Source organism: Endozoicomonas sp., from assembly GCF_031844845.1.
GTDB lineage: Bacteria > Pseudomonadota > Gammaproteobacteria > Pseudomonadales > Endozoicomonadaceae > Endozoicomonas.
This window is the reverse complement of the sequence record NZ_JAVRMB020000205.1, coordinates 1-23,573: the sequence shown is the minus strand read 5'-3', so window position 1 is coordinate 23,573 and position 23,573 is coordinate 1. Positions and strand designations below refer to the sequence as shown.

Annotated in this window: 26 protein-coding genes; 16 read left to right on the top strand and 10 right to left on the bottom strand. The window is 48.6% G+C overall.

Annotated elements, in window-relative coordinates; genetic code table 11:
- Positions 1 to 502: 502 nt before the first annotated feature.
- Positions 503 to 1,570, bottom strand: a complete 1,068-nt coding sequence (locus RM811_RS10695) for a radical SAM protein (RefSeq protein ID WP_402523865.1) — start codon at positions 1,568 to 1,570, stop codon at positions 503 to 505.
- 100 nt (positions 1,571 to 1,670) lie between these two features.
- Here RM811_RS10695 and RM811_RS10690 point away from each other — a divergent pair, with 100 nt between their 5' ends.
- The 3 genes from RM811_RS10690 to RM811_RS10680 all read left to right on the top strand — a co-directional run bounded on the left by RM811_RS10690 (position 1,671) and on the right by RM811_RS10680 (position 4,605).
- A complete protein-coding gene (locus RM811_RS10690; protein WP_402523863.1) occupies positions 1,671 to 2,468 on the top strand; it encodes a hypothetical protein in 798 nt (265 codons plus the stop codon).
- A 164-nt stretch (positions 2,469 to 2,632) separates the two neighbouring features.
- Positions 2,633 to 4,207, top strand: coding sequence for an AbgT family transporter (locus RM811_RS10685; RefSeq protein WP_402523860.1), 1,575 nt, complete (start codon positions 2,633 to 2,635; stop codon positions 4,205 to 4,207).
- 197 nt (positions 4,208 to 4,404) lie between these two features.
- A complete protein-coding gene (locus tag RM811_RS10680; protein ID WP_402523858.1) occupies positions 4,405 to 4,605 on the top strand; it encodes a hypothetical protein in 201 nt (66 codons plus the stop codon).
- Between the two features lie 178 nt (positions 4,606 to 4,783).
- Here RM811_RS10680 and RM811_RS10675 read toward each other — a convergent pair whose 3' ends face one another.
- Positions 4,784 to 6,088, bottom strand: a complete 1,305-nt coding sequence (locus RM811_RS10675; RefSeq protein ID WP_402523856.1) for a dicarboxylate/amino acid:cation symporter — start codon at positions 6,086 to 6,088, stop codon at positions 4,784 to 4,786.
- Positions 6,089 to 6,417: 329 nt separating this feature from the next.
- On the opposite strand from RM811_RS10675, the gene RM811_RS10670 reads away from it, so the two are divergent.
- The 3 genes from RM811_RS10670 to arsJ are packed head-to-tail and all read left to right on the top strand — an operon-like array spanning position 6,418 to position 9,022.
- Positions 6,418 to 6,759: a metalloregulator ArsR/SmtB family transcription factor gene (locus RM811_RS10670; protein WP_402523853.1), complete on the top strand. Its 342-nt coding sequence runs from the start codon at positions 6,418 to 6,420 to the stop codon at positions 6,757 to 6,759.
- A gap of 4 nt (positions 6,760 to 6,763) precedes the next feature.
- Positions 6,764 to 7,768: an ArsJ-associated glyceraldehyde-3-phosphate dehydrogenase gene (locus tag RM811_RS10665; RefSeq protein ID WP_402523851.1), complete on the top strand. Its 1,005-nt coding sequence runs from the start codon at positions 6,764 to 6,766 to the stop codon at positions 7,766 to 7,768.
- 9 nt (positions 7,769 to 7,777) lie between these two features.
- Positions 7,778 to 9,022 (top strand): organoarsenical effux MFS transporter ArsJ, encoded by a 1,245-nt coding sequence (gene arsJ / locus RM811_RS10660; RefSeq protein WP_402523849.1) that lies wholly within the window; start codon positions 7,778 to 7,780, stop codon positions 9,020 to 9,022.
- A 33-nt stretch (positions 9,023 to 9,055) separates the two neighbouring features.
- Here the strand turns inward: arsJ and RM811_RS10655 are convergent, their stop codons facing one another.
- Positions 9,056 to 9,409: a hypothetical protein gene (locus RM811_RS10655; RefSeq protein ID WP_402523846.1), complete on the bottom strand. Its 354-nt coding sequence runs from the start codon at positions 9,407 to 9,409 to the stop codon at positions 9,056 to 9,058.
- Positions 9,410 to 9,790: 381 nt separating this feature from the next.
- On the opposite strand from RM811_RS10655, the gene fkpA reads away from it, so the two are divergent.
- Both fkpA and RM811_RS10645 read left to right on the top strand, forming a co-directional pair.
- Entirely contained in the window at positions 9,791 to 10,543 is a 753-nt protein-coding gene (gene fkpA / locus RM811_RS10650) for an FKBP-type peptidyl-prolyl cis-trans isomerase (RefSeq protein ID WP_402523844.1), read from the top strand.
- Positions 10,544 to 10,596: 53 nt separating this feature from the next.
- A complete protein-coding gene (locus RM811_RS10645) occupies positions 10,597 to 10,770 on the top strand; it encodes a hypothetical protein (RefSeq protein WP_402523841.1) in 174 nt (57 codons plus the stop codon).
- A 2-nt stretch (positions 10,771 to 10,772) separates the two neighbouring features.
- Here the strand turns inward: RM811_RS10645 and RM811_RS10640 are convergent, their stop codons facing one another.
- Positions 10,773 to 12,116, bottom strand: a complete 1,344-nt coding sequence (locus tag RM811_RS10640) for a sodium-dependent transporter (protein WP_402523839.1) — start codon at positions 12,114 to 12,116, stop codon at positions 10,773 to 10,775.
- A gap of 230 nt (positions 12,117 to 12,346) precedes the next feature.
- On the opposite strand from RM811_RS10640, the gene udp reads away from it, so the two are divergent.
- The 4 genes from udp to RM811_RS10620 all read left to right on the top strand — a co-directional run bounded on the left by udp (position 12,347) and on the right by RM811_RS10620 (position 15,514).
- Complete coding sequence (udp, locus tag RM811_RS10635) at positions 12,347 to 13,111, top strand: uridine phosphorylase (RefSeq protein WP_402523837.1); 765 nt, start codon at positions 12,347 to 12,349, stop codon at positions 13,109 to 13,111.
- Positions 13,112 to 13,344: 233 nt separating this feature from the next.
- On the top strand, positions 13,345 to 13,749 hold the full coding sequence (locus RM811_RS10630) for a hypothetical protein (protein ID WP_402523834.1): 405 nt from the start codon (positions 13,345 to 13,347) through the stop codon (positions 13,747 to 13,749).
- A 122-nt stretch (positions 13,750 to 13,871) separates the two neighbouring features.
- Positions 13,872 to 14,936 carry a DMT family transporter gene (locus RM811_RS10625; RefSeq protein WP_402523831.1) on the top strand — a complete coding sequence of 355 codons (1,065 nt, stop codon included), beginning with the start codon at positions 13,872 to 13,874 and terminating at the stop codon, positions 14,934 to 14,936.
- Positions 14,937 to 15,040: 104 nt separating this feature from the next.
- The gene (locus tag RM811_RS10620) at positions 15,041 to 15,514 is read left to right on the top strand and encodes a GNAT family N-acetyltransferase (protein ID WP_402523829.1); all 474 of its coding nucleotides are present in this window, start codon (positions 15,041 to 15,043) and stop codon (positions 15,512 to 15,514) included.
- A 35-nt stretch (positions 15,515 to 15,549) separates the two neighbouring features.
- Here the strand turns inward: RM811_RS10620 and RM811_RS10615 are convergent, their stop codons facing one another.
- The 6 genes from RM811_RS10615 to argR form a co-directional block, all read right to left on the bottom strand.
- A complete protein-coding gene (locus RM811_RS10615) occupies positions 15,550 to 16,212 on the bottom strand; it encodes a membrane integrity-associated transporter subunit PqiC (RefSeq protein WP_402523827.1) in 663 nt (220 codons plus the stop codon).
- Positions 16,209 to 17,162: an MlaD family protein gene (locus tag RM811_RS10610; RefSeq protein ID WP_402523824.1), complete on the bottom strand. Its 954-nt coding sequence runs from the start codon at positions 17,160 to 17,162 to the stop codon at positions 16,209 to 16,211. Before RM811_RS10610 ends, RM811_RS10615 begins: the two co-directional genes overlap by 4 nt.
- Positions 17,159 to 17,998, bottom strand: a complete 840-nt coding sequence (locus RM811_RS10605) for an ABC transporter ATP-binding protein (RefSeq protein ID WP_402523821.1) — start codon at positions 17,996 to 17,998, stop codon at positions 17,159 to 17,161. The genes RM811_RS10610 and RM811_RS10605 overlap by 4 nt, the downstream gene beginning before the upstream one ends.
- 2 nt (positions 17,999 to 18,000) lie before the next feature.
- On the bottom strand, positions 18,001 to 19,119 hold the full coding sequence (locus RM811_RS10600; protein ID WP_402523819.1) for an MlaE family lipid ABC transporter permease subunit: 1,119 nt from the start codon (positions 19,117 to 19,119) through the stop codon (positions 18,001 to 18,003).
- 80 nt (positions 19,120 to 19,199) lie between these two features.
- Complete coding sequence (locus RM811_RS10595) at positions 19,200 to 20,048, bottom strand: phytanoyl-CoA dioxygenase family protein (RefSeq protein WP_402523816.1); 849 nt, start codon at positions 20,046 to 20,048, stop codon at positions 19,200 to 19,202.
- Between the two features lie 104 nt (positions 20,049 to 20,152).
- Positions 20,153 to 20,611 (bottom strand): transcriptional regulator ArgR, encoded by a 459-nt coding sequence (gene argR, locus RM811_RS10590; protein ID WP_402523814.1) that lies wholly within the window; start codon positions 20,609 to 20,611, stop codon positions 20,153 to 20,155.
- A 208-nt stretch (positions 20,612 to 20,819) separates the two neighbouring features.
- On the opposite strand from argR, the gene RM811_RS10585 reads away from it, so the two are divergent.
- The 4 genes from RM811_RS10585 to RM811_RS10570 all read left to right on the top strand — a co-directional run.
- Positions 20,820 to 21,587, top strand: coding sequence for an ATP-binding cassette domain-containing protein (locus tag RM811_RS10585; protein ID WP_402523868.1), 768 nt, complete (start codon positions 20,820 to 20,822; stop codon positions 21,585 to 21,587).
- 65 nt (positions 21,588 to 21,652) lie between these two features.
- Entirely contained in the window at positions 21,653 to 22,408 is a 756-nt protein-coding gene (locus RM811_RS10580; RefSeq protein ID WP_402523811.1) for a lysine/arginine/ornithine ABC transporter substrate-binding protein, read from the top strand.
- A 65-nt stretch (positions 22,409 to 22,473) separates the two neighbouring features.
- Entirely contained in the window at positions 22,474 to 23,193 is a 720-nt protein-coding gene (gene artQ, locus RM811_RS10575; protein ID WP_402523809.1) for an arginine ABC transporter permease ArtQ, read from the top strand.
- The coding region (locus RM811_RS10570) for an ABC transporter permease subunit (protein WP_402523806.1) at positions 23,190 to 23,573 on the top strand (384 nt) is incomplete at its 3' end. The genes artQ and RM811_RS10570, both read left to right, overlap by 4 nt.

Genomic DNA, 23,573 nt, shown 5'->3' with positions numbered 1-23,573 from the left:
TGTGAAAAGCGCTGAATTAACGAGTGTTCACTTGCTTGATTAAGCATTCAAAGTTTTGTGAGAGAGCAAGCTCTCTCTTAACCGATGCCATCACACAAGCGCCCACACGAATTGTCTGATATCTTGTTAAAGAACCTGATCAAGTCGTTAAGACTTAATCTCCAATCGGCGATGGTGCCGATCAGCGAGGCCGCTATCATACCGAAGCAGCTTTTGTTGTCAAGCGATCGATTCTCTTCACTAAAAAGTCGTAGAAGAAAGAAGCTTTCCAACTCACCAACGTTGCCGCTCGGGCCGTGTCAGTGGAGGCGCATATTACCGCACCCCGTTGATTTGTCAACCGGCTGTTTTTCAACCAAACTTCAAATCGTTCTTCCCGGTCAGCGATGAACTTTCGTTTCGCTGTCCCGACATGTGTCGTGGAAGAGCGGCGCATTCTACGCAGGTCCGAATAAAAGTCAACAGCCGAAATTATAGATGTAAATGGTCAACTAATTGCAGTTTAAGCGAAATACTGAAAGCGCTGCATTTGATAAGGCACCACTCTGGCTTCAGTGACATCACGGAGGGATTCTGCAAACAGTTTCTGTTCTGCCACTGCTTCAGTCTTTATATGACCACTATCGCTTAATGGTGAGAGATAAATGATGTCCTTAGCGGATAAATCAAAGCCTTTTATAGTCGCTAACGTATTTACAAGGTTCATCTCTCTTTTAGTTTCAGGCGCAGCCCCAGTCAGCACAGTCAGGCCAATGGTCATACCAGACTGTTTGGCGCTATTTATCGTATCACTGACCTTACTTAAATCACCGGACTTCCCAAGAGAGGCCCGAAGCTCACCCCACCCGGTTTCCAGTCCAATGACAATATGCTTCAAACCACGCTCTCTTAACTCTTCCCAGTCTCGGGATGAACGTCTGGCACTGTAATCAGGGTCAGCAAACGTTGCTACCTCCCTTTTGAACACACCAAACCGTTCTTTTATTTCCTCCAGGCAGAACATCAGGCGCCTCTGGGATAAAGCCATGGCATTTGCCGAACCAAGGAAGGCACCCTGAGCAGACATAAGCTTTTGCCCATAAACATGCAGAATAGACTGGAGGTGGGAAATGAACGCTTCCTTATTAAGAACCTGATAGGGTTTCTCTTTATAAAAAGCACAGAATGTACATTTTCGATTCGGACAACCTATCGCAGGCTGAATAACAATATCTCCATAGCGATCTGGTGGAAGAATTGACACATCTTCGGGGTACGCCTGCCGGTACAGTGCCATCTGCTTATCGTAGCTATCAATAGGCAACTGCTGACTTCTGACAATCACTTCATCATTCAGTGAAACGCGCTTAATCCATTGGTGAAATTGCCGGTGTATGATTTTAGCATTCTCATTGGATACAGGTTTTGCATCAGCCCCCCTGACAACGGTGCCATCCATGCATCGACGATAAAAAAACTCCCCTTCCCTGAAAGAGCACCAAAACCCCTCTTCATTCAAACGGGCGGAAATATGCCGCCCCCTCTCTTCAAGCTTACAGCCATCTTTTAACTGCCTGACTTCTACCGTCATACAAATCCTGCAATATGCATTTATCCAGACCCTGCACAGGAGGGTTGAATCCTTTGGCACAGTAGGATTAAATACCCCGGCAATAAAAAAGGACAACAAATTGCAGAACATCGCAACATTATTAATCACTCTTCTTTTTAGCAGCCACCTACTGGCTCAAACCCGTCTTTGCAAGGAGGTTGTCCTTACCGGCCATCCGGACCTGCCTCCTGTTTCATGGGGAGACTTTCAAAATACCCGAGGCGCTGCAGCAGAGCTGATTACAGACATCCTTGAACAACAGGGTATCAGTGTCATTAACGATTATTTTGGTGGAGCCAATCGAGTCAATCATAAGCTTCAACAAGGCATCATCCATATTAATCCTGCCATGTCCTATCAGCAGAAATACCTGAAAGATATTCAATATATCGAACCACCCATTTATACCCAGAGCTATATGGTTGTGACCCGCAAGGATCGTCACATGGAGATTAGCCAGTGGTCTGACATGAAAAAACTGAAAGGGGTTGCACCCAAAAACCTGAGGTTTAGCGAAGAATTCAATCTGTATTCCACAAATCACCTGAACCTGGTAAGAACGTTCAACGCAAAGCAGGGGCTGAAAATGCTGAATGTGGGCAGGGTTGATTATGCAATCTACCCACAAACTCAGGGCGACCTGTTTATGTCCCTGCTTGATTTTGAAGGCCGGTTTGAAAAAATGCCTGTCGAAATCTCATCCTTTGAACTTCATACCGCCATTTCCAGAAAATTGAATTGCCAGCTCCCCCTGCAAACAATCTCAAACCAGCTTCAGAAATGGAAAAAATCCGGTTATACCGACAAGGTCATAAACGACAGCCTGTACAAATGGATGGATTTTAGTCTCGAAAAGCGAAATAACACCTCGATGTAGCCCAGCGTATTTCCCCAGAAAACCACACCTTCAGCAGAGAATATAACTAAACAATATAACCAAATAACAATTTATTATATTTAGTTGATTTGGATCATTCCCGAACCCTTCACGTTTTTTTAAAGTCCTTCACGAAATCATCATATTACCAAGAAGATCACTTCATGAACTGGACAAAAGCACCGCCAATGCCTGATACCAAATCAGGCGATTCAAAATTAATGAATCGCTTCCTGAACGCCATTGAAAAATCAGGCAATAAACTGCCTGACCCGACACTGCTATTTGTTTACGCTTTATTTATTGTCTGGGGCCTGTCGGCCCTGATGTCCCAGATGAATCTGGATCTGGTTCACCCAGCCACCGGTGAAGCAGTTGTGGTCAACAACCTCCTGACCGGCAGCGCTTTGGCCACCTTCCTGGCCAGCATGGTGAAAACATTCACCAGTTTTGCGCCTCTGGGGATTGTGCTGGTCGCAATGCTGGGCGTCGGTGTGGCTGAAAAATCAGGCTTTATCAACACCGGCCTGAAAAAACTGCTCAGCATTACCCACCCTAAACTGCTGACCCCAATGCTGGTTCTGGTGGCCATCATCAGCCACACGGCAGCAGACGCTGGCTATGTACTGGTTATCCCTCTGGGCGGTATTATTTTCCATGCGGCAGGTCGTCACCCACTGGCGGGTATTGCCGCTGCTTTTGCGGGTGTATCCGGTGGTTTCTCTGCCAACTTCATTCCTTCCGGTATTGATCCGCTGCTGCAGGGCTTCACCCAGTCTGCCGCCCAGATCCTTGACCCCAGCTACCTGATGAACCCTCTGGCCAACCTGTTCTTCACTGGCGCCTCCAGTATCCTCATCATTGCCATTGGCTGGTACGTCACGGACAAAGTGATCGAGCCCCGTCTGAACAGCACCACCACTCTGGATGACGATGTAGAAAAAGCTCCAGATCTGGGTTCTTTCTCTGCGGTAGAAAGCAAAGCCTTCAGTGCTGCAGGCATGGCAATGCTGGCGGGTATTGGTCTGTTGATTGCCGCTGCCTGGCCGGAAACCTCCCCCCTGCGCTCTCCGGATGGCCAGCTCACCGCGTTCTCTGCTCCCATCATGCAGTCAATCGTGCCGCTGATCTTCATCCTGTTTATCATTCCCGGCATTGTGTACGGCAAGGTATCCGGTAACTTCAAAAGCTCTAAAGATACCGTTACTGCCATGAACAGCACCATGGCCACCATGGGCTCTTATCTGGTTATGGCCTTCTTCTGTGCCCAGTTCCTGTACGCCTTCTCCCACTCAAACCTGGGAACGGTACTGGCCCTGAGCGGTGCAGAAGTGCTTCAGGCGATGAATCTGCCAGGCCAGATCACCATTGTCGGTATGATTCTGCTGACTGCCATGGTTAACCTGGTCATTGGTTCTGCATCGGCAAAATGGGCCCTGATCGGTCCAATCCTGGTACCCATGCTGATGGCTGTGGGCATCTCTCCGGAACTGTCCCAGGCGGCTTACCGTGTGGGTGACTCGGTATCTAACATCATCTCCCCACTGATGGTCTTCTTCCCACTCGTGGTGGTTTACTGCCAGCGTTATGTTAAGAATTCAGGTATTGGCTCTCTTGCTTCTATGATGATGCCGTATTCAATCGCCATGATGATTGGCTGGACCATCTTCCTGCTGACTTACTGGGCGCTGGGCCTGCCTCTGGGCATTCAGGCTTCTTACACATATCCGGCAATGTAAATTTTACCTGCGAATAAGAAAAAGGGGCTTCGGCCCCTTTTTCTATTCATACGCCTCCCTCTCCTCCCTTCCTTTCCTTTTATAGAATCCATCACCCACCTTTGTCTCACGGCAGCTTCTCGCTAATGGGTCTATGCTTTCACATTGCCAAGGTTAATCAGCAATAAGAAATACACTTGATGTAGAGGAGCCTGCCTATGTTTAGTCTGATGAAAATACTGGAGGGAATGACCACAGTCGGCTGGCTTATTGCCGCTGTCTGCTTGATATTATGGATAGTTATCATCCATTACTCAGGCGGATTCACTGAAAAACGTTGGGGTGATCGGGAATCAGGGGCGCTGGCTGGCTTCTTTGTACCCGGATTTATCTTTATGGGACTTCTGTATTGGATGTGATATATCAGCTCTGAATCCAGCCCCCTTCCCTGGGAACATTCTTAATAGCAATCCCTGAAGAACCGTTAGTTACCTGCCTGCCATCAGGATGGCTTCTTCATCGTATCCAGAAAAAAGCAATGGCCAGAAAAATCACCGTACCAGCAACCACAATATCAACATAAGTAGAAATTGTGACTTAGCGAATATGATGAAAATCTATAGTCTCCTGCTTCACTCCAGCCTCAGGATCATTAAACACAGAGACATCCAAAGCATCTTCTGACTTGGCAACAATGCAGGTCACCGCACAATCTCCGGTAATGTTGACGGCACTTCTTACCATATCCAGAAGCCGATCCACGCCCATCACCAATGCAATACCTTCCAAAGGCAGGCCAACCTGCTGAAGAACCATAGCCAACATCACCATGCCTACACCCGGAACCCCCGCCGTACCAATAGATGCCAGGGTTGCTGTCAGGATCACAGAAAGGTAGTCACTGATACTCAGGTCGATCCCAAACGCCTGCGCTATAAATACCGTCGCTACTCCCTGCATGATGGCAGTGCCATCCATATTTACCGTACTGCCCAGGGGAATGGTAAACGACGCTATCCGGTTATCAACACCAAACCGATTGGTGGCCGTTTCCATGGTGACGGGAATCGTGGCGTTACTGGACGCCGTACTGAAAGCAAACATGGCCGCATCTTCCATCTTTTTCAGAAAGGTGATGGGACTTAACCCGGTAAATGCTTTAAGCAGGAGACAATAGGTAACCAGAACATGTAGAAACAGAACGAACAGCAACAGCGTAAAGTACTTGCCCAGACTGGCAATGGCTGACAGCTCTATGGTGCTAAACAGCTTAGCCATCAGACAGAAAACCCCATAGGGAGCAATGTTCATCAACAAAGCCACCAGCCTCATCATCACTTCGTTCAGGGAACCAAAGATACGGGCAATGCGCTCACCCGGCTGACCCGCAGCCCCAATAGCAATACCAAACAGGACGGCAAACACAATAATCTGCAGGGTATTGCCACTGGCCATGGCCTCTATCGGGTTATCAGGAAACAGTTGTATCAGAATGTCACTGATGCCCGGTGCATCCTGAGGAACAAATGTTGTCGCCGCTTCCAGATTTGCCCCAACTCCCGGTTTTACGATAAGTCCGGCAACAATGGCCAGAGTTATAGCGACAGCTGTCGTAAAAAGATACAGAAGCAGCGTCTTGGCACTTAGCCTCCCTAAGGTAGAGGCATCGGTCAGCGAGCAGGTGCCGCAGACAATGGAGGTAAAAATAAGCGGTACCACCAGCATCTTCAGGGATGAAATAAAAATCTGGCCAATGACATGGAACAGGCCATCGGTGATGTAGTGCCCTACAAAAAAACTGTCAGCCAGAAATGTACGAATAATTAAACCCGTGGCAAGACCCGCAACCATCCCCACAAGAACCTTGGTGGTCAGTGAGTATTGACTCCATGTTTTGATCATAGGGTTATCCGCAATAACTAAAAAGACCTGCTGTTCGCAGTCATTCAGAAGAAAAGTAAAACTTTCGATTTACTGTATTTGGCAGAAACTGGAATGGCGGTCTATCACACCATCAGCAAACCTATTCATTATGGCTGCAAATAAGCATTTGTTTGGAAAAATACGGATCAAAGTTACACAGTTACCGCTTCATTGAGCGCTTATATCCAGCCTGCTAATACAATCTAACCTTGTTCCAGCACTCTCCCTCTTCCATGAATGCAGAAACTGGATTGTATTTTTTCTTTTATATGCGAATATATGGATATACAGATATTCAGGCAGCCATAATGTTACCCCATGAGTTTTTCAAAATGATGGCCGATGAAATCCGGCTTCGCTGCCTGCTTTTACTAGCCAGAAATAATGAGATTTGTGTTTGCGAGCTGGTCACCGCCCTTGAAGAGCCTCAACCAAAGATATCCAGGCACCTGGCACAAATGCGCAACCACGGATTATTAAACACCCGTCGTCAGGATCAGTGGATTTTTTATTCTATCGCCAGTGATCTACCGGGCTGGATGAATAAAATTGTCGATGGACTGCGCCAGTCAAAATGCCTGATGAAACAGTATCAGCAGGATCAGAAACGACTGGAATCTATGGCTAACCAACCTTCATGCAAGGAGTAACAACATGACCATCAAAGTAGGTATCAATGGCTTTGGCCGTATTGGCAGGCTGGCTCTGAGAGCTGCCTGGCACTGGCCCGATATTGAATTCGTAAGAATCAACGATGCCGCTGGTGATAGCGCGACACTTGCTCACCTTCTGGAATTTGACTCCGTCCAGGGCGTCTGGCAGGAAACGATTTCATCAGACAACCGCCATATTATTATCAATGGTCAGACCATTGAGTGCTCACAGGAAAAGGAAATCAGCGCGATCGACTGGTCAAACTGTGATGTTGTTATTGATGCTACCGGTGTCCACCGGGCAACGGACAAGCTCAACCAATATCTTGAGCAGGGAGTAAAGCGTGTCGTCGTGACGGCTCCGGTTAAAGAAGACAGTGTTTTGAATATCGTTATGGGGGTTAATGACCACCTGTATGACGCCAGCAAGCATCCGATTGTTACCGCCGCCTCCTGCACCACCAACTGTATTGCCCCTGTGGTAAAAGTTATTCATGAGAACCTGGGTATTGTCCGCGGTGCAATCACTACCATTCATGACCTGACCAATACACAGACTATTCTGGATGCACCTCATAAAGATCTGAGGCGAGCCCGGGCCTGCGGCATGTCACTGATCCCAACCACCACTGGCTCGGCAACAGCCATTACCCAGATATTCCCTGATCTGGAAGGTCGATTGAATGGTCATGCAATCCGGGTTCCCCTGGCCAATGCTTCAATTACCGATATGGTTTTTGATGTAGCAAAAGACACCTCAGTCGATGAGGTCAACCAGCTTCTGAAATCAGCTTCAAAAGAAGGTTCACTGCAGGGAATCCTTGGTTATGAAGAAAAGCCACTGGTATCTATCGACTACCGGGGTGATCAACGTTCCTCAATCATTGATGCGCTATCCACCATGGTTGTTGACCAGCGAATGGTCAAAATTTATGCCTGGTACGATAACGAAATGGGCTACGCCTGTCGGACAGCTGAACTGGCATTAAAAGTGGGCAGCGCCTGAGGATTGCTAATGACTGAGACTACCCGGGCTGAAACCAGTAAAAAGATTCGGCAGCAGCAGATAAGAAGTTATGCGCTGGTCACTTTCAACTATTGGAACTTCACCCTGACAGACGGCGCATTGCGTATGTTAGTGGTGCTTCACTTCTATACGCTGGGCTATAGCGGCCTTGAAATTGCCATGCTGTTTCTTTTTTACGAGTTCTTCGGGGTAGTCACTAACCTGATTGGCGGCTGGCTGGGTGCCCACATTGGCCTGAACAAAACCATGAATATCGGTCTGTTTATGCAGGTCGTGGCGCTGCTGATGTTGTCAGTACCTTCTCACTTCCTCTCCATCCCTTTGGTTATGATGGCTCAGGCCATTTCAGGTATCGCTAAAGACCTGAATAAAATGAGCGCGAAAACCTCAATCAAAACGCTGGTCAGCAATCAACAATCCGGAAAACTGTATCGCTGGATAGCCCTGTTGACCGGCTCCAAAAATGCTCTGAAAGGCGCAGGTTTCTTTCTGGGAGGAGCTCTATTGAGCCTGATTGGTTTTCAACATTCCATGATGGTTATGGCTGCCATTTTGATGCTGGTTCTCGCAGGCAGCCTGAAATGGCTGCAGAAAGATCTGGGCAAAGCCCGCAATAAACCAAAATTCACCCAGATATTCTCCAATCACCAGGCGATCAATATTCTCTCAGCAGCGCGCCTGTTTCTCTTTGCTTCACGGGATGTCTGGTTTGTTATCGCCCTGCCCATCTCCCTGAGTACAGTATTTGGCTGGAGCCATACACAAACCGGGGGTTTTATGGCGCTCTGGGTTATCGGTTATGGTCTGGTTCAGGGCATTGCCCCGAGAATTACCGGAACGGACAACCATAATCTTCAAAGCCGATATCCTCTCGTACTCTGGTCTACCGCCTTGTTGCTGGTATCCGTTATGCTGTCACTGGCCGTCACACTTCAGTGGCATGAGCAGTTCAGCATTATTATCGGACTGCTGGTCTTTGGTGGAATATTTGCCATCAACTCCTCCCTGCACTCTTATTTGATTATTTCCTTTTCCCGTGAAGAAGGCGCATCAATGGATGTGGGTTTCTATTATATGGCCAATGCCATGGGGCGATTAGTGGGTACCGTCCTCTCAGGCTGGGCTTTTCAATGGGGGCGTCTGGAAGCCTGCCTGTGGCTATCCTCTCTGTTCATTCTTCTCACCCTCATCATCTCTCTGGCAATGCCCGGTCAAAAAAGCACTGACCCATAGCATGAATTATCCTCAAGTGGCTTATCGGGTTTCCTATTCGCCAGACCTGGCACAAAACACAACACCATAGGTAGCACCAAATGTAAAACCAACCACAGAACCAATAGCGGCCCCCACTTTGGCACCAGTTTCCGGGGAGCCATATGCGGTACCCAACAGGACGCCTATTACCGAGCCAATGCCCGTACCAGCGGTACCTCCACCTCCACCTCCAAGGGCAATATACTTGAAATACCCGGGAAGTTGCCCTGCCTTTTCAACAGTACGCCGCCCAAAACGCCCACTCTCCCTTGCCGGGCTCCTTTCCTGCTGGCCAGTTTTGACTTCCACGCCAATCACTGTAAACGCGACCGAGGTCGAGGGGGAAGTCTCTGCCACTGATGTCATGTCAAGAACCCTGCCAAGTCTTCTATTTGATTATTTGTGCTTGAAGATAGAGCAAATACGGGAATGCGTCTCTCGTTCTTGAGGATGCTGGAGAGAATGCTGTAGAAAATAGAGCAAGCAAAATAAAGGTCAACTATATGTGGATGGTAAGTAATACAAACCCATAATAAAAATAAGAATACAAAAGAAATAACTTACTTATAATCAGGCAATAATATTACGTTTCGCAATAATGTTATTTTTTTGAAAATTCACGGCCAGTTGGTTCAACTGTCGTAAAGGCTGTGCCATTATTGATAAGATTTTTCTTAACTTTAAGCCTGATACAGGCAAGATCTCCCTGGCCTCATCGGCTTTTGGTCAAAAACAACGGAAACTGATATGAAAAAGATTATTAAAATATCTGCCCTGGCTGCAGCTGTTTTGCTGGCAGCTGGTTGTCAGGAACAAACAACTCAGGCTCCTGAAGTTGAATTAAAAACAGATGATCAGAAAGCAGCCTATGCCATTGGCGCTTCCATTGGCAACTTCGCCAGTCAGACCCTGGTACAGCAGGAAGAGCTGGGTGTTGCCCTGGATCGTGAACTGGTGAAAAGTGGCCTGCTGGATGCCCTGACTGACCAGGTTAAAATGAATGAAGAAGAGATGGGTTCAGCGCTCAGAGCCCATGAGCAGAAAATGAACACCGTTGTTCAGGAAAAAACCCAGGAAAAGCGTGAAGAAACCCTTATGTCTGGCACCAGTTATCTGGAAGATAATGCCAAAAAAGAAGGCGTTTCCGTTACCGAATCCGGCCTTCAGTATGAAGTGATCAAACAGGGTGACGGCCCCACGCCAATCGCCGCTGATACCGTCACCGTTCATTACACCGGCACACTGACTGATGGCACTGTTTTCGACAGCAGTAAAGAAAGAGGCCAGCCAGCCACCTTCCCTCTGGCAAACGTGATCAAGGGCTGGACTGAAGGTGTTGCCCTGATGCCTGTGGGTTCTGAATATCGCCTGACCATCCCGGCTGAACTGGCCTATGGTGACCAGGAAGTGGGTACTATTCCAGCAGGCTCTGTTCTGGTGTTTGATGTTGAGCTGATCAGCATTGAAGGCAAAGAAGATAGCAAGCAGGCTAAGAAGTAACACTCGGTACAACTCACGGGCAGTATATTACTGCCCGTTTTGATTTCTATATAATGAATCTTATCTCAATTTTAGTTCTACTGTTCATCACGCTGTTTATTGTGGTCAAGCTGACTGAACGTCACAGTAAAGCGCTGACCAATGAGCAACAAGGCAAGCTTGCAAAGATCGCCATGGTATTAATTTTTGTCATGCTGATTGCAGCACTGATCAAAAATCTAATGTAGTCTTAAAGCCGAAACAGCTCACCCAAAATCACCATCACCAGCAGCAATGGGCTTACCCAGCGGATTAAAAACTGCCAGAGCTGCAGTGATCTTCCCTGCATACCCAGCTGCTCAACCAGCACCTTCCTCTCCATTACATTGCCAGCGAAGTACAGTATCAGAAGCCCCGTAACCGGCAGCATAATCTGAGTGGCAAAGCCCGTATAGAGATCAAAAAGCGTTTTACCATCCACAGAAAAATCCTTCCACAGACTAAAAGACAATCCGGGAATCAGTCCCACCAGAAAAACAATCATTCCTGCTATAGCAGCCCCTGTTCCACGAAACCCGGAACATAAGCGACTCATCATCACCACCAGAGGCTCAGCCAGATTCACTGCCGATGTCCAGACGGCCATGACTAAAAGTAGAAAAAACAGGGGGAGAATCAGCGAACCAAATGGCATTTGAGCCAAAGCAACCGGCAAGGTGATAAACATCAGACCCGGACCACCATCCACAGATAAACCTTCACTGAAAACCACCGCAAAGGTTGCTATCCCAACCATCACCGCCACCAGCACATCAAGCAGCGCAACAATCAATACGGCCTTAACCACCGACTGTCGCTCCGGCATATAGGCACCGTACGCCATCAGGCAGCAGGCACCGATCGCCAGGGTAAAAAAGGCATGCCCCATCGCCTCCAGCACCACGCCTCCGGTAACCGCTTCAAACTTGAAGGCAAACAGATAATCCAGGGCCATCCCGAAACCACTGAAACGGCTCGAATAAATCAGCAGAACAACCAGTATCAGATACATCAGGGGCATCAGCCAGTTATTGAGACGCTCGATACCTTTGGAAACTGCCCGACCACTGATAGCCACGGTCATAAGGATAAACAGCCCATGGTACATAATGACCTGCCAGGGTGACTCCAGGAGCTGCTGAAAATTCATGGCTGTGGCTTGAATACTGGTGGTCGGTAAATCACCGGAAAGCGATTGAAAAAAGAAATAAAGCACCCAGCCAGAAACCACACTGTAAAAAGAGAGAATCATGGTGGCAGCGAATGTCCCCAGCCAGGCCAGTTTGTTCCAGTGTTTTGTGCTACCGGCACTGACGGCCAGCTGCCGCAGGCTACTGGCGGGTGATGCCCGCCCTGCCCGGCCGACAACAATCTCGGCAATCATCACCGGTAACCCCAGCAACACAACAAATATAATGTACAACAGGAAAAACAGGCTCCCGCCGTTTTCACCCGCCACATAAGGAAAGCGCCAGATATTCCCCAAACCGATGGCAGCCCCTGCAATGGCAAGAATAAAAGCTCGACTGGACGTTATTCTGTTTACAGGCTGCATGGATTGTCCGTTTTTTCTATTTAAGCTGAGTTTTACTGACCAGCAGATCCATAACATCATAGACACAAACTGATACTTATATCATCGGTTAGAGCCTTAAGGATTCCAGAGCGACCTTGACCTTCAGTGGATCAAATATTGATTCAGATCGCTCAACACGCTCAACAGATCGGACTATGATGGATGCTGTGATGGAAAGTTCAATGGTTAAGCAAATTCAGGAGTGACTTATGAGTGGCAGCGAAGTTTTTCATCTTGGCCTGACCCGTGATGCACTGAATGGCGCCGAGCTGGCTATTGTCCCCGGCGATCCGGAACGGGTCGAACGTATTGCTGAACTGATGGACAACCCGAAAAAGCTGGCCAGCCTCCGGGAATTCACCACCTGGCGGGGTGAACTTGAGGGGCAGTCTGTGGTGGTCTGTTCTACCGGTATCGGTGGGCCTTCCACATCGATCGCGGTGGAAGAGCTGGCACAGCTGGGCATCCGTACTTTTCTGAGGGTCGGAACCACCGGCGCAATCCAGCCCCATATCAATATTGGTGATGTCATTATCACCACCGGTTCGGTACGGCTGGATGGCGCCAGCCGACACTTTGCACCGCTCAGTTATCCAGCCGTTGCCGATTTCCAATGCACCCGGGCACTGGTGGACGCGGCAGGGCAAAGCGGCCTTAAGTACTGGACCGGCATTACCGCCTCCAGCGACACCTTCTACCCCGGTCAGGAACGTTACGACACCTACACCCAGCGGGTGAGAAAAGAGCTGCAGGGTTCCATGGAAGAGTGGCAGTCCCTGGGCGTACTCAACTACGAGATGGAATCCGCAACACTTCTGACCATGTGTGCCACCATGGGGCTCAGAGCAGGCTGCGTGGCCGGCGTGATCGTTAACCGTACCGGTAATGAGACACCGGACACCGAAAAACTGGCCAGTGTTGAGCCCAATGCTATCAATACCGTGATTGGAGCAGCCCGGTTAATGCTGAAATAGTAAAGAGTCCATCCAGCTAATTTCGCCCCCCCTGCTGATTTCTATCACGATCATGTGCCGAGCCAAAAGCAGCACGAACAAAGGCTGGATGGCACGGCACTGCCGATAATCAGTGCCATATATGTCCACTGCCGTAAGTATAAAACTCCCACAGTATTTATTTGATAACTGCCTTCTTTACCGCTACCTTAGCACCGTAATTTCATTTTCCTGTTCGGCGAGGCATTGTGATCTTGAGTAAGATGATCTTGAGTAAGATTGCGCCCACAATTTACCGGTTACTGGCGACACTGGTGGCTCTCCTGCTATCCGGTTCGTTTGCCAATGCAGATGTCTCGTCGAGTCGTACATCGGTTTCAGAGGTTTCCTTTGAAGCCAGCCACTTTGATGTCTCTAATATGGCTTTAGGCAACATGGCTTTTGATGTTATTAAACAAGATACACCGGGTTGCAGTGACTCTGACGACAGTTGTCTTGAGAAGCACTGTTACTCCCGTTGTCATACGCACGGAAGCAGTTTGGTCGGAAGCATACTGAATTCTTATGAGGTGCCTTACCGAGATGCTCTTACCTCAACCACGGCCGCACTATACCTCAGCGCAGATATGCGCTCTATCTACCGTCCTCCGATAGTCTGACTCCTATCTCGCGGCTATTACGCCGCACCACAACTACTATATTTACACGAAGTGTTCGTGTGTTTTTGTCATGCATGTAGATAAATCATTTGTTTGCATTGCATTGTGATGGGAATAAGAAAGTGAATTCCAAACTGATTGATAAAGAGTCGAATTGCCCGGCGCAATGCTCATTTCATCCAAACATTGAGAAAACAGAGCATGCCTTTATGCAAAAAGGCTGGTTACATAAGCACTTGCCAATACTACTCTTTATATCGGTTTGCTTAATCTGGGGAACCACGTGGCTGGCGATGGAAATCGCGGTGAAAACCATTCCGCCTGTTTTTGCGACGGGGTTGCGCTTCCTGATTGCATCGCCGTTGCTCATCCTATTGGTAAAACTTCTCAACCAGCCATTGCTCTTCCCCAAAGGACAGAAACACTGGATGTTCGTTGTCGCAATATTCTATTTTGCGATTCCGTTTACACTGATGATTTATGGCGAGCAATACATCTCTTCCGGGCTGGCTTCGATCATCTTCGCCAACATGCCCATAGCGGTGATGGTCACTTCGAGTCTTTTTCTGGGTCTCCGGTTAAGAAAAACTCAAATGGCCGGTTTATTGGTTGCGGTACTCAGCTTGATTCTGATTCTGACCAAAGAGATGAGTCTTGGTGGTGATGATTATGTGCTTGGTTTCCTGGCCCTGGGTGGCGCGGTGATCCTGCACGCTGTGATGTATGTATTGAAGGAGAAGTACTGTAATCGCATTCCGGTGCTTACCTACAATGCATTCCCGAGTTTTATTGCGTCCGCGGGTTTATTGGCTGCCTCGCTAGTCATCGAGCAACCCGCCACAGCTTCGTTCTCGATGGATTCTATTGCGGCAGTGGTTTATCTGGGGCTGTTTGCCAGCGTTGGCGGTATTGTCGCTTACTTTAAGCTTGGACAGGTATCAACGCCGTTTACGGCTTCGATCTGCTTCCTGTTTTTCCCACTGATTGCACTGACTCTATCAAGTTTGATTGCCGGAAACAGTATTTCAATGGTATCCGTATCACTGATGTTGCCACTGCTGGGTGGCATCTTTGTGACCAAAGCTGAGCCGTCCTTCTGGGCGTCCTTCAGGGATAAGTTTCGTTCACCAGGGCAATTACTCAAAAGAAAGCTGCACAGACAACCCGTAGAGAATGTGAACGCTTAAATCGAACATCACAGCCACTCTGTCCGGATAACGAAAAACGCTCTCAGCAGTGGTTATAGACCTCTATTCGAGAAAATTGTGGATTGGTCTACGAGAATCATTTTATGAATATTGTAAAAGTAGATAGCAGTAATAAACATGTGTATATGAATCTGGCACAGGCTTATGGTGCTGAATTTTCAAAAATCATACAGGAAAAGCCTGATAGTAACGGCTTGTTTCCGGTAGATCCGCAGATTGAAGGCAATGTTTCAGGTTACTTGCTCTATATTGACGGCGTTCCCGCAGCACTCACCGCAATCGCCAATAAATCTCCCGGGCAATATGAAGTTTGCGATTTCTATGTTGTGCCGTATTTCCGTAAAAACAAAGTTGGCAAACGCTTCATTTCAGATATTTTGACAAGCCTTGGTGGCAGTTGGGAAATCAAGCAGGTAGCCGGTGCAGACCATGCAGTTAAGTTCTGGCGTGATGTCATCCATGATTATACGTCAGGTAACTTTATTGAAGATAAGTATGAAGATGAAAAGTGGGGTGTAGTAACCAGGCAACGCTTTACCCATGCCATAAATGCCTGACATACATTTGGCCCACACCGACAAAACGGCTTCCCTCAGGAAGCCGTTTTTTGTGCTTTTGACGGGGCAGCGGGTAAGGCCTGAATCATATCTTTGGCGACCATTCCCCAAACCCGGCTCAGGGTCTGAACACTGGCTTGCACAGAATCACTATTATCCAGCAACAACGCATAGACTTTCTCCTTCCGGGCAATAATTTTGCTGTCCTGCCCTTCCAGAGACCAGGCAACATTCACCCGCAACTGATGCTTCACCACCGACATGGACTGCACATCAATAAATGCCACAACCTCCGGCCGTTTATCACGAACCCAGGGGCCGGAACTTACCCAGCTTTGGGCTCTGACCTGGCGACGCAGGTTTTGTACCATGGACTGGGTCAGCAAATCCGGTAACGGTTCACCCCAATGATCATTATCAAAGGTCTTCAAACGGACGCCACCATCACTCCAGGTGATGTTTTTCTTATCCAGCCAACCTGAGACATTGACCGGAAAAACTCCCAGCGTAGCAGGCAGGGCTGTATGGACTTTACCTTCCTCTGATGCTGGTGCCGCCACCAGCGTATAATTGTGATAGACAGGGTTTGTTGATGAACAACCCACCATAAGACTGAGCATCAGGGTAACGGAAAAGGCTTTTAAAGCAGCCGATCCTTTGAGCATAAAGAGGTTCAATAAGCGAATATAACGGCTCACCGGGAGTCTCCTGCTTTTCTGCCAAAGATAATGGCATCGGGTTGACGCTGCAGCATATCGGCCAGATCATCCACCGCCCTGGATGCACGACTGATGTCTTTCGAACTCTGCATCAGCTGGTACATCAGCGGCGAATCGGGAGCCAGGGTATCTTCTGCCGCAGCCATCGTCCCCTGAAGTTGCAGCATGGTTTCGTTCAGCTGCTGTGTGACGGCAGGCAGTTCGGTTTTCAGCAGCGCGGTCACTTCCCCGGCATCCCTGGACATGGAAGCAAATTCCTTACGAACACCCTCCATGCTTACACTCATCTCAGTGGACATGGCTTCCATACTGACAAATGCCTTACCCACATCGTCGATCAGCTTGTTCAGTCGGTCATCCCCGGTCAGGGTAGCCAGATTATCCAACACCTCCGTCAGGCGACTGGCCATTCCCACCAGATTAATGCTCTCAAATTTTTCAATAAACTCATCCAGGTTATTGGGCACAGTGGGAATCTGTGGATACTGGGTAGTGACCGACTGCATCTCCGGCTCGCTGTCGAAGAAATCCACCTCAATATAGAGCAGACCAGTCAATACACTTTGCAGGCCAATCTGGGCGCTGAGCCCTTGCTTCATCAAACTCCCCAGCACATTATGCTCACTGATTTCACCCTGTTCACTGATGGCGTCCGGGTACATATCCACCGTGACCACATTCAAGACCTTCTGATGGTTGTGATACAGATTGGTTTTGATGCTGACCACTTCGCCAATCTTAACCCCTCGCAAGGTCACCGGAGCACCGACAGTCAACCCTTTTATAGAGCTGTCAAACAGAATCTCGTAGCGCTGGACATCTTTCCGGGAAAAGCCATCCGCATTCAGAAACAGCACCAGCGCAATGGTCATGGCGATAATCAGAATGACAAAAAGGCCTACAGATACCGACAAAGATTTTCTATTCATACACCACTGCCTCTTTCACCCTTGCCTCTTTGACGTTCATTATTTTGAAAAGTCGTTCCATACGTTTCATGATTTTCATATTCGCCCCTGGAAAGGAACTCCCTGACCAGGGCATGTTCACTGTGATTAAGCATATATTTGGGAGAACCTGTATCCAGCTGTGTTTTGGTATTGGCATCGAGGTAAACCCCGTTATTACCAATGGCGAAAATGCTGGCCAGTTCATGGGTAACAATCACCACCGTGGCACCGGTTGAATCCCTTAACTGGAGAATCAGGTCATCCAGCCGCCGGGCACTGAGCGGATCCAGCCCCGCCGAAGGCTCATCAAAAAACAGGATATCAGGGTCCAGGGCTATGGCTCTTGCCAACCCGGCCCGCTTACACATACCACCACTGATCTGGGATGGGTAAAAATCTTCAAATCCGGACAAACCGACCAGTGCCAGTTTATAACGCACCATATCCCGAATATCAGGACTACTCAGCGTCGTGTACTGCTCCAGAGACAGCGCCACATTTTCTGCCAGTGTCTTATCACTGAACAGAGCGCCTCCCTGATAAGTTACTCCCCAACATTTACGCATCTCCTGCTGCTGTTCTGGCGATGCGGTAAAGTAACTCTGTCCACCAAAAAGAATGTCACCTTCCGCTGGCTGATAAAGCCCAATCATATGCTTTAGCAACGTACTCTTGCCGCAACCACTGCCCCCCATAATGACGAACACATCACCTTTGTGGATTTGAAAATGCAGGTTGGACTGAATCAGGTTGCTGCCATATTTCATGGTCAACCCGCGGGCTTCAATCACCACGTCCTTACCTGGTTGACTCATGTTCAGATTCCCACGTGATAAAAGAGAATATTCAAACCAGCATCCGCCACCACCAGATAGATAATGGCGGTCACCACCGCATTAGTGGTTGCCTGACCAACGGCGGCCGAGGAACGGCCACACTCCAGGCCCGCACGACAACCTGCCATGGCAATTAATAGCGCAAAAACAAAGCTTTTAAAAACGCCGGTCATAATATCACCAAAGGTGATGGCATCCCGCAACTGATACAGATACATAGTCCAGGTGATATCCATACTGGTGGCTACCAGACCACCACCAAACATTCCCAGTATATTGCTGTACAGACAGAGCAGAGGAATGGTCAGGATAAGGGCCAATGTCCTTGGCAATACCAGATAATCCATGGGCTTAATGCCCAGTGTGGTCAATGCATCAATTTCTTCATTGACCTGCATGGTACCTAACTGAGCCGCATAGGCGGCACCGGTTCGGCCTGACATGATGATCGCCGTCATCAGTGCGCCCATCTCCCGAACCATCCCTACCCCAACCAGGTTGGCAACATATACCTCTGCGCCAAACTGTCGGAGCTGAACCATTCCCAGGTAGGCCAGAATCATTCCGATCAACACACTTTGCAGGGTGATAATGGGTAAGGCAGAAGGGCCGGACTGATGGCAGAAACTGATGATATCCGACCACCGGGCAGACCCTTTTCGGGAAAACCAGCGAAACAGGGTTAACGCCAGATCTCCAGTGAAAGCCAATAATTCCATCACCTCATCACCCAGTCGGGCAACCCGGTGGGTCAGGTTCTGAAACAGGGATGAGCGTCTTTCTGGCAGAGCCTTATTGGGAGGAACGGTATTGGCAAGCCTGAACAGATCACCCACATCCTCAGGTAAGCCACTCAGGTCAAACCGGCAACGGGAATGCTCAAACATACGCTGGCAGGCCATCAGCCAGGCCAGAAGCCTTGAATCCCAGGAAAATTCATCACCGGCAATAAAGACGACAGTCGTTAATTGGCCGTAATCCAGCAGTGGAGAGAGCTGATCCAGAGCAGGCAGTGTTCCACCGACAGTCCAGTTTCCCTGCAGGGTTATCACAACGCTTTGGTCAGACACTTTATCAAAGGCCAGTGCCGCCTGATTCATGCTTCTATATGCCTTGAGAAAAGCGCAATGATAGCAGGAATGAATTCGTTTTATGAAACAGGAAATAACCTGATGGCCGCTCAATCAATCAGAGCAATGTCTTCAGCACTATCATCACCAGGATAAGGTTCATGGTTGGCTCCCGGACAGGCATAGCCATTAATAAAGAGCCTTCTGGGCTTATGGGAATTATTGGCGTTACTGAAATGAACCAGACAGGGATGGACATAGAGCATATCCCCCGGCCTCATAATTACCGGAATTTTCTGCCCATATTTTTCTTGCTTATATTCTTCACTGAGTTGTGCATTACCTTTCACTGGTGAACATTCATGGTGAGAGCGGGGAATCACATAAAGCCCACCACTCTCTTCTCCCATTGGGTCAATGGCCAGCATGGTTTGAACAAAGCAGCCATTGCCCTTTATATCCTGCCAGTTCTTATCAAAATTCCGCCGGTTATCAATATCCCGATGAACGTCGTACTCAACACCGTCACCCGGTTGTTTTGGGTGAATCTGATTAATCAGGTGAGAGGCTCTCGGGCTATCCAGAATCCGGGCAACGTTTTTTCTTAGCTGAGGATGCCTGCCATAAGCCAGCAATTCAGGGAACTTTGCACCAGCCCAGACGACTCGTTTGATGACTGGCAAAGCGTCTGGACCGACAACAGGCCCGAGTACAAAGAGTGTTCCCTCTGAAAGCAGCTTCTCTTCCGATGGTTTACCTGAGAATGGCAATACAGCCACATTGTCCAGGGCTATCTGAACATGATGCTCCAGATCATCCAGCTCTGCTCCCTGGAAAAATCCCTGCTGAATCAGATAGCCATTCTCACGATAGAAGTGCAGTTGCTCCTCAGACAAAGCAGCAGAAAAACTGCTTTGGCATATAGACAGTGCAGCAAGAAGAAACACGATCCGAAACATGGGCATACCTCTGAAAAACCAATTTCAATCAAAGAAGCTGACCTTAGAGAACGTAACAAGTTCCAACTATTTTATTACCGGACTTTATTACCGGACAGAAAAAGTTAATTAAACATCCCGGAAATACTCAGAGTAACCCCTTCAATCTCCTGAACACTGGTGGGCACTACCAGAATCGTGTCATCCCCGGCTACACAGCCCATAATTCCGCCTTTAACACCAATGGAATCCAGAAGTCTGGCAATCATCTGGGCGGCACCCGGGCTGGTTTTGATCACAATCATCGACTCATTGTGATCAACTTCTTCCACCAGATCTTTTACCGCAATACTGGAGTCCATCTTACCCAGCTCCGGAGGCAGACAGTAAACCAGCTCATTCAGTGCATTACGTGCCCTGACTGCGCCAAAACGGCCAAGCATACGGGACACCTTGGACTGGCTGATATTGTCAAACCCCTGCTCCTGCAGAAGAGCAACAATCTGGCTCTGCGAGCCGCAGCGCTCTTCTTTAAGCAGCTGCCGGAAAGAGCGAACCAGGGCATCCTGTTTTGGGCTAGTCATAGTTGTCAAATAACCTTTAAAAATACTGCCATTAAGCTTTCTGTAGTTCCAGAGACTGGAGGCAGACAATATTTTTTAATAAATAGTAACGAATTCATGGTAATAATAGCGTTTATCCAAGCTTTTATGAATATTTATTCACAAAAACATTGATTTTACCCAAACTGTAATGGACAATTAAGCCACAAACTTCAACCGACAAAAGAAGATTCAGGCAATGGGCATCGCAGTACAGAGCCTAAGCAAATCCTTTGGTGACCATCAGGTTCTGAAGGATATCAGCTTCAGCATCAGCAAAGGTGAAACAACGGTATTACTGGGTTCCAGTGGTGCGGGTAAGAGTACGCTGTTACGCATGCTTAACCTTCTGGAGAGTCCTGACCAGGGCACTATCAACATAGCCAATATGGAATTCACCTTTCAACAAAATCAGCACAAAAGGCAGAAACACACTTCAGCCAGAGAAACTTCAACAAAAGCCTGTCAGTTAAGACGTAAAGTCGGCATGGTTTTCCAGCAATATCACCTCTGGCCCCATATGACGGTACTGGAGAACCTGGTTGAAGCTCCTGTGCAACAGGGCATGGCCAAAGCTGAAGCCAGGAACAAAGCCCTGGGACTGCTGGAACGTATGGGCCTGACCGATAAAGTCAATGCCTGGCCATCCTCACTTTCCGGCGGCCAACAGCAGCGGGTAGCTATTGCCCGGGCCTTGATGTTGTCTCCGGAAGTATTGCTGTTCGATGAACCCACCGCAGCACTGGATCCGGCCATTACCAATCAGGTCGTGGAGATCATCAACGAACTGCAGGCCTCCGGCATTACCATGGTGGTGGTGACCCACGATGTCGACTTTGCCCGAAAAATCGCAAGCCGCGTAGTCTATCTGGAAAACGGAGAAATAATCGAAGAAGGAACGGCTGAACGATTTACAGCTCCGCAAACCAGTGCCTTTAAAAGTTACCTTCAACATTAAGCGCGGTTCAAGACAAAAATCCGGCAATAACTGCCTTCAATAAAGATGTATGTAAGGAAAGCCCAATGAAAAAAACAGTTGCTGCTATCGTCCTGGCCAGTGCCTCCCTTGCCTCTGCCTCCCAGGCTCAGGAAACCATTCGCTTTGGCATGGAGGCGACTTACCCTCCTTTTGAGTTCTTTAATGAACGCAATGAACTGACCGGCTTCGACGTTGAACTGGCCAACGCCATCTGCGCCGAGCTGGATGCCACTTGTGAGTTTAATAATCAACCTTTTGACAGCCTGATTCCCGGCCTGAAGTTCCGTCGATTTGATGCGGTCATCTCCGGTATGGATATCACCCCTAAACGGATGGAACAGGTATCGTTCACCCAACCTTATTATGAGAACTCAGCCATCTTTGTTGCCAGCAAAAAGAGCAGCTTCAACCGTCAAAAGAACCTGACTGGAAAAACCGTTGGCGTTCAAAATGGCAGTACCCACCAGGCTTATTTAATCGACAAGCTGGAAAAGCAGGGCGTAAAAACCCGCCCATACGACAGCTACCAGAATGCCCTGCTGGATATGACCAATGGCCGGGTTGATGCAGTTTTTGCGGATACTGCCGTAGCCCGTGAGTGGCTTGATCAACAGGGTGAAGACAAGTACCAGACCGTGGGCGAAGAGATTAAAGACGCTGATTACTTTGGTATCGGCATGGGAATTGCCGCACGCATGAATGACCCTCTGGTTGAGAAACTGAATGCGGCCCTGGCCCAGGTAAAAGAGAGCGGCGTTTATCAGCAATTGCACACAAAATATTTTAACTCTGCTGAATAATTATATTAACCCTGTCCCCACGTTCTCCGTGGGAATGCACTGCATGATCAGATAGTGAGGTAACTGTGAGCCTGACCGAGCTCTTTGCCGAAGCGACCATGATGACCCTGGGGCTGGCCCTGTCATCGCTGGCACTGGGCCTGATAATGGCCATCGTCTTCTCTCTTGCCGAGCTGAGCCGATTTAAACCGCTTGCGCTCGCCACCAGCACAATGGTTGCAATTTTGCGTGGGTTACCAGAGATACTGGTGATCTTTTTCGTCTATTTCGGCTCAACCCATGCCATTTTCCTGCTGACTGACGAATTTATTGAAATCAGCCCCTTTCTGGCAGGTACCATTGCACTGTCGTTGATTTACTCTGCCTATGCCTCACAGACACTTCGCGGTGCCTTTATGGCCATTCCCAAAGGACAGACCGAAGCTTCTGTGGCACTTGGAATCAGCCGGTTCAACTGCTTTTTCCGTATCATTCTGCCGCAGACATGGCGCCATGCACTGCCCGGGCTGGGTAACCAGTGGCTGGTACTCCTGAAAGATACGGCGTTAGTCGCCCTGATTGGTGTTCATGACTTGCTGCTGCAAGCCAAGATGACCGCTGCCAGCACCTATGATCCTTTTACCTGGTATGGCATTGCTGCGCTGATTTACCTTGCCATTACCCTGATCAGCCAGCACATTCTGGAGCGCATGAAATCACGCTCTAATCGACACCTGACTTCCAGTCACAGCAACACTCACAACAACACACAGACAACAGCCACTGCCAGTGAGGCCACGGCATGAATATGGAATATTTACCGGAGCTGCTGAAAGGTCTCGGCACCACGCTGGAACTCACCCTGGCCAGTCTGTTTACCGGACTGGTACTGGCCATCCTGTTTACCGTTGTACTTTCCCTGAAAGTCAGAGCCCTGACCTGGCTGGTAAAACTTCAAATTCTGCTGTTTACCGGCACACCGCTCCTGATCCAGATTTTTTTAATTTATTACGGGCCGGCTCAATTTGATGTCATCAAAAACAGTTTTCTCTGGCCCTTATTAAGCCAGCCCTGGTTCTGTGCCATGCTGGCCCTGGCCCTTAACTCAGCCGCCTATTCCACGTTGCTGTTCAAGGGAGCCATTGACGCTGTGCCAAAAAGTGACTGGGAAGCCTGTATGGCCCTG